Source organism: Streptomyces sp. NPDC006997, from assembly GCF_040635175.1.
Taxonomy (GTDB): domain Bacteria; phylum Actinomycetota; class Actinomycetes; order Streptomycetales; family Streptomycetaceae; genus Streptomyces.
Genome location: NZ_JBEYHH010000102.1, coordinates 1 through 1,433, shown reverse-complemented (window position 1 = coordinate 1,433; position 1,433 = coordinate 1). Strand labels below are relative to the sequence as shown.

1 protein-coding gene is annotated in these 1,433 nt (G+C 70.1%); it reads left to right on the top strand.

What is annotated here, in order from left to right; translation table 11 throughout:
* The coding region (locus ABZ659_RS35840; RefSeq protein WP_360229192.1) for a 2-oxoacid:acceptor oxidoreductase subunit alpha at positions 1-1,433 on the top strand (1,433 nt) is incomplete at both ends.

Sequence of the window (1,433 nt, the reverse complement as noted above, 5' to 3'; positions counted from 1 at the left end):
CAGTTGCACTTCGCCGACCACGACATCCTCACCCCCGGCGACGCGCCGAACGTGCTGGTGGCGATGAACCCGGCCGCGTTGAAGGCGAACATCACCGATCTGCCGCGCGGCGCGGAGATCATCGTGAACACGGACGAGTTCACCAAGCGGGCGATGCAGAAGGTGGGCTATGCGGCGAACCCGTTGGAGGACGGGTCGCTGGACGGCTACCACCTGCATCCGGTGCCGTTGACGACGCTGACCGTGGAGGCGCTGAAGGAGTTCGCGCTGTCCCGCAAGGAGGCCGAGCGCAGCAAGAACATGTTCGCGCTCGGGCTGCTGAGCTGGATGTACCACCGGCCCACGGAGGGTACGGAGGCGTTTCTGCGGGCGAAGTTCGCCAGGAAGCCGGATATCGCGGCGGCGAACATCGCGGCGTTCCGGGCGGGCTGGAACTTCGGTGAGACGACCGAGGACTTCGCGGTCTCCTACGAGGTGGCTCCGGCGCGGCAGGCGTTCCCGGCGGGCACGTACCGCAACATCTCCGGCAATCTGGCGTTGTCGTACGGGCTGGTCGCCGCGTCCCGGCAGGCGGACCTGCCGTTGTTCCTGGGCTCGTATCCGATCACTCCCGCCTCGGACATCCTGCACGAGTTGTCGAAGCACAAGAACTTCGGTGTGCGGACGTTCCAGGCGGAGGACGAGATCGCGGGGATCGGTGCGGCGCTGGGCGCGGCGTTCGGCGGGTCGCTGGCCGTGACCACCACCTCCGGTCCCGGTGTGGCGCTGAAGTCCGAGACGGTCGGGCTGGCGGTGTCGCTGGAGCTGCCGCTGCTGGTCATCGACATCCAGCGCGGCGGCCCGTCCACGGGGCTGCCGACCAAGACCGAGCAGGCGGACCTGTTGCAGGCGATGTTCGGCCGCAACGGCGAGGCCCCCGTCCCCGTGCTGGCCCCGCGCACCCCGGCGGACTGCTTCGACACCGCCCTGGAAGCCGCCCGGATCGCGCTGACCTACCGCACCCCGGTGATGCTCCTGTCCGACGGCTACCTCGCCAACGGCTCCGAACCCTGGCGCATCCCCGCCCCCGACGACCTCCCCGACCTGCGCACCCCCTTCGCCCAGGGCCCCAACCACACCCTGGACGACGGCACCGAGGTCTTCTGGCCCTACAAGCGCGACCCGCGCACCCTCGCCCGCCCCTGGGCGGTCCCCGGCACGCCGGGCCTGGAGCACCGCATCGGCGGGATCGAGAAGCAGGACGGCACCGGGAACATCTCCTACGACCCCGCCAACCACGACTTCATGGTCCGCACCCGGCAGGCCAAGATCGACCGTATCGACGTGCCCGAGGTCGAGGTCGACGACCCCAGCGGCACCGCCCGCACGCTGGTGCTGGGCTGGGGATCGACGTACGGGCCGATCACCGCGGCGGTACGAAGACTGCGCGCCGC